General features: G+C 37.9%; 4 protein-coding genes. All 4 read right to left on the reverse strand.

From position 1 onward, the window contains the following. Positions 1 to 1375, reverse strand: a 1375-nt coding sequence (locus AC1DG9_RS20920) for a TonB-dependent receptor plug domain-containing protein (RefSeq protein ID WP_477635179.1), incomplete at its 3' end; no start/stop codon positions are given. Positions 1376 to 1469: 94 nt separating this feature from the next. Next, on the reverse strand, positions 1470 to 2348 hold the full coding sequence (locus AC1DG9_RS20925) for an AraC family transcriptional regulator (protein WP_172660222.1): 879 nt from the start codon (positions 2346 to 2348) through the stop codon (positions 1470 to 1472). Positions 2349 to 2528: 180 nt separating this feature from the next. Next, the gene (locus AC1DG9_RS20930) at positions 2529 to 5981 is read right to left on the reverse strand and encodes a hybrid sensor histidine kinase/response regulator transcription factor (protein WP_477612325.1); all 3453 of its coding nucleotides are present in this window, start codon (positions 5979 to 5981) and stop codon (positions 2529 to 2531) included. A 103-nt stretch (positions 5982 to 6084) separates the two neighbouring features. Further along, positions 6085 to 6609, reverse strand: coding sequence for a ligand-binding sensor domain-containing protein (locus AC1DG9_RS20935; RefSeq protein WP_477612324.1), 525 nt, complete (start codon positions 6607 to 6609; stop codon positions 6085 to 6087). Positions 6610 to 6635: the final 26 nt, after the last annotated feature.

Consider the following 6635-nt stretch of genomic DNA (forward strand, 5'->3'; position numbering starts at 1 on the left):
ACATGGTAGTAATGCTCAAATCTTTATAAATCTTATACTTGGCCTGGGTGTTAAACTGAGCCAGGTAATCATTATCGATGTTCTTATCCAACAAGGCAAAAGCAACAGGGTTTCTTTTCGATTCTGTAAAACCTGCAAGCGTTCCATCGGGCCTATAAAGACTTGTCCACGGATTACGTTCAAAGATCTGCCTTGCTGTATTCTGAATGTTCAGGATATTTCCTGTCTGATAAGCAAAAGCAAGGTTGTTGCTGATGGTCAGCTTATCTGATATGGCATATTCTACATTTAATTTCGATTGTATTCTTTTAATCCAGCTGTTCAATGCGATGGCTTGATTATCTACATAATTTAAGCCCCCGTAATAAGTTATTCCTTTTGAGCCTCCACTTAAGCTCAAGTTAACAGTATGCTTTTCCGATGTTCTGAACAATAATTCCTGATAATCATTGTCAGCATTCAGATAAGGGTTAATAGAATCGACATTTCCGCCAATTCCGGCACCACCACCTCTTATCATTCTGTAAAACCTAAGTTCATCAGCAGAAATAGTTCTTATTTTATTTGCCAGCTCACCTCTGTTATAAGTATACTGAACGCCAATAAGCGGCTTACCTTCTTTACCTCGTTTAGTAGTTATGATGATTACACCATTTGCACCTCTTGCACCATAAATGGCCGCAGACGCTACATCCTTAAGAATTTCAAATGACTCAATGTCTGAAGGGTTTATATAATTCCCGTTCTCACTAATGATTCCATCGATTACATACAAAGGGCCAGTACCCGATGCATTTATTGAAGAAGCTCCACGGATCTGGATGGTTCCCTGTCCGGCCGGATCGCCGTTATCATTGGTAACCAATACGCCAGAGGCTTGCCCTTGTAATGCATCAAATAAAGTAAGTGGCTGGCGTTCTGCAATGTCTTTAGCAGTTACTGATGATATTGAACCGGTGAGGTCACGTTTTTTAACTTTTTCGCCGTATCCGGTTACTACAACCTCGTCCAATGCAGACTCATCTTCTTTCAGGGTAATATCAATTACCTTTTTATTGCCCACAACTGCTTCCTGCGAAACAAGGCCGATGTAAGAAAACACAAGTGTTGAATTTGCATCGGGAACTGTAATGCTGTATTTACCATTTGCATCAGTCTGTGTGGATACTTTGGCATTTTTTACCCTGACGCCTACACCGGGTATTGCTCCCCCTCCGCCGTCCTTTACTGTTCCCGTAATATTAATGGTTTGCCCAAAGGCTGCTGAACCGGTAAGTAAAAACCCAATTATCACCATCCGTAAGGATAGGAAACTGAATAATTTACATACAGAATAGCCATAACATGAAACTGTTTGAGTATCATTTTTCTTCATAGCGTTTAAAATATTTGGTTGGTTAATTCACGAGTTGCTCAAACCCGTAGTTTGTTAGGTTGGTTGGTTAGTTTATTGATTGTATGTTTAATATTTAACTGAAATTGGTAACAAATTCTTTTTGATAACATAGCGGACTTTTTCCTGTGATCTTTTTAAAGCATTTGTAAAAGCTCGCGAAGTTATTAAAGCCACAATCATAGCATACCTGTTTTAGGTTAAGGCTGTGTTCAATTAATAGTTCGCAGGCCCTGCCMACTTTAATCTCTATCAAAAACTGCGAATAGGTTTTCCTGGTGCGAGATTTAAAGTACCTGCAAAATGAATTAGGACTGATCTTAGCTACATCAGCTATTTCTTCTAAAGTGATCTTGTTCTTAAAATTAGCATAAGAATAATCGTAGATATCGTTAATGCGATCCTTTTCATGAGGCTCCATTTCATGCTGAAAACCAATTGATGAAAACGTTTCCAATTTTTCACACTTAGTGATTTCAGCGAGCACTTGCATTAAAATAATTATCCTGTCTATGCCTTCTGCATTGGGCATTTCAGAAATCAAATCAGCAATATGCTGTTTGTTTTTACCCTTAATCTTTAGTCCTCTTCTCGACTTTTCCAGAACAGACTTTAACAGCTTATTCTCGGGTAAATTCAAAAAAGATTCACCCCACATATTTTCAGAGAAATGAACCACTCTTACGTCAGGGTTAGAGGCAGGATTATTATTTCTAAAGTACATATCATCAAATCGCCAGTAGTGTGGCAACTGAGGGCCAACAAGAACAATATCACCTTGATTAAACCTGCTAATATTGTCTCCGATAAATTGGGTGCCTTTTCCTTTACTGAAATAAACTAATTCAAATTCTGGGTGATAATGCCATTTGTTATTAACAGATGGAACCACATCCTGCCTAACACTAAATGACTGAGCAGGCGACATTGAAACTTTTAGTAGTTGTGCTTTCATAGTTTAATTTATTAAGTTAAAACCATAAGATGCGGGCGCACAAGAGAACACTGCTTGAGATACCTCGTTCATACACCGGTGATTTACATATTTGGTTTAGCTAATGTAAGCGCCAATAAAATGCAAGAGGGGTTAAAATCTTAAAGAAAGAGGGTGATTTTCTTAAATTCAGAAAAAAGGTTACTTTAAACTGTACTCTGAGGGGGTTTGTCCGAATTGCTTTGCAAATTCTTTACTGAAATATTTACTATCACTAAAGCCCACCATATAGGCAACCTCATAAACGGTATAAACATCCTGCTTTAGTAACTGAGCGGCTCGCTTTAAACGAACAGATTTGATGAAGTTATTTACCGTAAGATCTGTAAGCGCCTTAATTTTCTTGTACAAAATTGGTGTGCTCATCCCTACCTCCGCAGCAAGTGTATTTACACTAAAATCTTCATTGTTAAAATTGGCTTCGATATATCCCATTATTTTATTCAGGAATTCCTCGTCGGCCGATTCTATTAAAATATTGGTTGGCTGAAGTGTTATCTGCTGACTAAACTTTCTACGCATATTAGCCTGCAAGGTTAGCAGATTATAAATATTAAGTTGCAAGCTGTTAATGCTAAATGGCTTTGTAATGTAGGTCTCTGCTCCTGTTTTCAGTCCGTTTACCTCATGGATATTGCCGGAACGCGCAGTAAGCAATATAATAGGAATATGGCTTGTGCGTGGGTCTGTTTTAAGTGTACGACAAAGCTCCAATCCATCCATAACCGGCATCATCACATCACTCACAATAATATCAGGAATCTTCTCTATCGCCATTTCTACACCCTCTTCGCCATTATTGGCTTCTATTACCTGGTACGACTGCTTTAAAGATTGCGCAATAAAGCTCCTTACCTCAACATTATCTTCTACTATTAAAACAGTTATCCCGTCTTCTGTTTTCTCTGCCGGCTCATAATTCTTTACCGGTTCAATTTCCGATACCTGCTGATAAAGAATAGGGTTTTCACTGCTGATATACTGTTCAATAAGTTCATCCTTTTTAAAATGTTCTTTCCCTAATTTAAGCCTCAGGCTAAAACAAGTATGAACGTCTTCGTCTTTAAGCTCCTCATTATTTACCAATGATAAACGACCATGATGCAACCTGCTTATCTTTTCGGCTAAGGCCAGACCAATTCCTGTACCCGTAGTTCCCGAGCGATGGTCTCTAACCTGATAAAAGTTTGTAAATATCTTATTCCTGCTTTCTTCGGGAATCCCTTTTCCATTATCAGCTACCCTTATTTCGACCTGGTTGTCGCTGGTCTTAAGAATATCCAGGCGGATAATTCCATGATCAGGTGTGAACTTAAACGCATTAGAGAGCAGGTTAAACAATACCTTCTCCAGTTGTTCACTATCAAAATACACTTCTATGATGTCCTCATCGCAGTTAAAGCGATAATCAATATGATTTTTAAGGGCTACGTAGGTAAATGAAATATAAATCTCTTTAACAAAGCTTACAATATTCCCCGGTGCCACATTAAGTTCCATATTACCCGATTCGGCTTTTCTAAAATCCATCAGCTCATTCACCAATCTGGTTAGCCGGCCAGCATTTTTCTTTACCGTAAGTAATCTTCTGTTTAAGGCAGGCGATTCCTTTGTTTCGTTTACCAAATGCTCCAACGGGCCTACAATAAGGGTTAGTGGTGTTCTGATCTCGTGGGATACATTTGTAAAGAAATCGAGCTTCATCTGATAAATCTCGTGCTCTTTCCTTAGCAATGTTCTTATCCACAGGAACCTTAAAACAAGGAATATAAGCCCCGAAAGCAAAAGTATATAGATAAGATATGCCCACCATGTTTTCCAATAAGGTGGATTTACATTAATGATCATCTCCTCGGGCTTGCTGGTCCACACCCCATCGTTATTTGCTCCTTTAATTAAAAGAACATACCTGCCCGCCGGCAAATTGGTAAACGCGGCCTGTGGATTAGTTACATAATTCCACTCTTTTTCGAAACCCTTAAGTTGATAAGCGTATCTGTTTTTTTCGGATTTTACATAGTTTAGAATGGCAAAATCAATAGTAAAGATATTCTGATGATAAGAAAAAGTTAATTCCTTTGTTAAGCCTATATTTTGAGTAAGCAAGCCTGTTTTATCATTAATATTTACGGGTTTATTAAACAACCTTAACCTGGTAAATATAGCTTTGGGCACCTTTTTATTATCTCTTATCTGATCCGGGAAGAAACTCACCATACCGGTATAGCCACCAAAGAACATTTCGTTCTTACTGTCTTTAAAAAAGGAGTTGTAATTAAAAACATTTCCCGGCAACCCGTCATCAACAGTATAGTTTTTAAAAACCCGTCCATCAAATTTCGATAAACCGTTGGAAGTACTTACCCACAAATTCCCCTTACTGTCTTCCAAAAAACCTACTGCGTTATTACTAGGTAAACCATCATTAATCGTAAACCTACTTATTTCTCGGTTTTTATCATACTTAATCAACCCTGATTCATAGCTACCTATCCAGATATTGCCTTTCGAATCTTCTTTAATAAAATTGATGTCGTCGAATTTAAAATCAATGCTATTACTCTTGAACTCTTTAATCTGATTAGAACTTGCTGAAGCTATATAAATACCAGAATTTGTAGCTATCCATATATTTTTTGCAGAATCCTCAAAAAAAGTTCTTACAAACTTTAACTCCTGGTTATAGGCAGCGCTATTGAGCAGCGTAAAATTATCCTTAGCCTCATTATAAAGAAAAACGCCTTGTGCGCGTGTTCCCACCCACAATCTGCCCCTGCTGTCGTGTAGCAAACAAACGATCCTGTTAGAGTTTAAGGCATGTGGATCTGCAGTATTTGGTTTATAATGCTTAAAAGTACCCGAAAAAGGCAAATATCTATCCAGATTCCCCTCATAAGTAGCTACCCAAACACTTCCTTTCTTATCAATTGAAATGGCTTTTACCAGGTTTGAACTTAATGAATTAGGGTTGCCTATTTCATTTTTTATAGCTTTGAATTTCCCGGTTGTTCTGTTATAATAATTTAACCCTTCGGCTTCTGTCCCAATCCACAGATTATGGTTTTCGTCTTCAACAATAGCACTAACTACATTGCTGCTGATGCCATTACCGCCCAGACTGGTCTTGTATTCTCTGAACGGGGTAGAGTTGGCATGGTACACATTAACCCCTCCATAGTAAGTACCTACCCACATGGAACCTGCCGCATCTTTCAGAATATCATAAGTAGAATTTTGGTTTAAGGTTAATGGATCATTAGGGACGTGGTTCAGAACCGTGAACTTCCCTGTTTTAACATCAAATATATCTATACCATTTAAGGTGGAGATCCATAATTTTCCATCTTTGTCTGCCTTGATTTTGCGAATTACATTACTGCTAAGTCCACTACTGGGTCCGCCTTTTGCCGAGTAATGCTTAAAAGTGCCGGTAGCCCTGTCCATTAATTCCAGTCCATTATTATGCGTACCTATCCATAAATTATGGTACTGGTCTTCAAAAACAGCACTAAGGTCGTCATCAATTAAACTAGCTGGATTGCTGGGGTCATGAAAATAAGATTGAAAAACATACTTTCCTTTTTTTTCTTTCATGCTGGTAAGGCCTTGCATAGTAGCAATCCACAGTACATTATTATGGTCCTGATGAATAGCTTTTATTAATGAATGCGCCAACCCTTGACCCTTGGTACTGCTGCTATAAAAAACGCTGAAATTTATCAGGCGCTATCATCTTGTTTAGCCCGTTGTCTGTTCCGACCCAAATATTTCCCTTATTGTCTTCAAAAAGATTCCTGATAATATTGTGACTGATACTGGTTTTGTCTTTCGGATCGTGAAGAAATCTCTTAAAAGAATTACTTTTAGGCAAATAAAGATTTAATCCTTTTTGTGTACCTACCCATAAATTGCCCTTTCTGTCTGTAAGCAAATAATTAATATTCTGACTGCTGCTTAAAGAGGCATTGTTGTTTTTATCGTGCTTAAATACTTCGAATCTTTGAGTATTGAACTTGTTAAGTCCATCTTTAGTTCCGAACCACATAAACCCCATACTGTCCTGAGCTATAGAGAGTACACTGCTTTGCGACAAACCATCTTCTACCGTTAGGTGATTAAAGCTTATATTGTTTTTTTGAGCACTGGCATCTACACCGCAAAGAAGCGGCACTAACAATAATACACTGTTAATTAAGTGATACAATAATTTATTACGGCTCATATTTGGTGTTAACCCTATTCTTTAGT

This window comes from Pedobacter sp. 05L430 (assembly GCF_056397585.1).

Excerpts from the sequence above, each read along its gene's own strand:
- AC1DG9_RS20930 (WP_477612325.1), bottom strand. The coding sequence starts at position 5,981 with ATGAAAGAAAAAAAAGGAAAGTATGTTTTTCAATCTTATTTTCATGAC.
- AC1DG9_RS20935 (WP_477612324.1), bottom strand. The coding sequence starts at position 6,609 with ATGAGCCGTAATAAATTATTGTATCACTTAATTAACAGTGTATTATTG.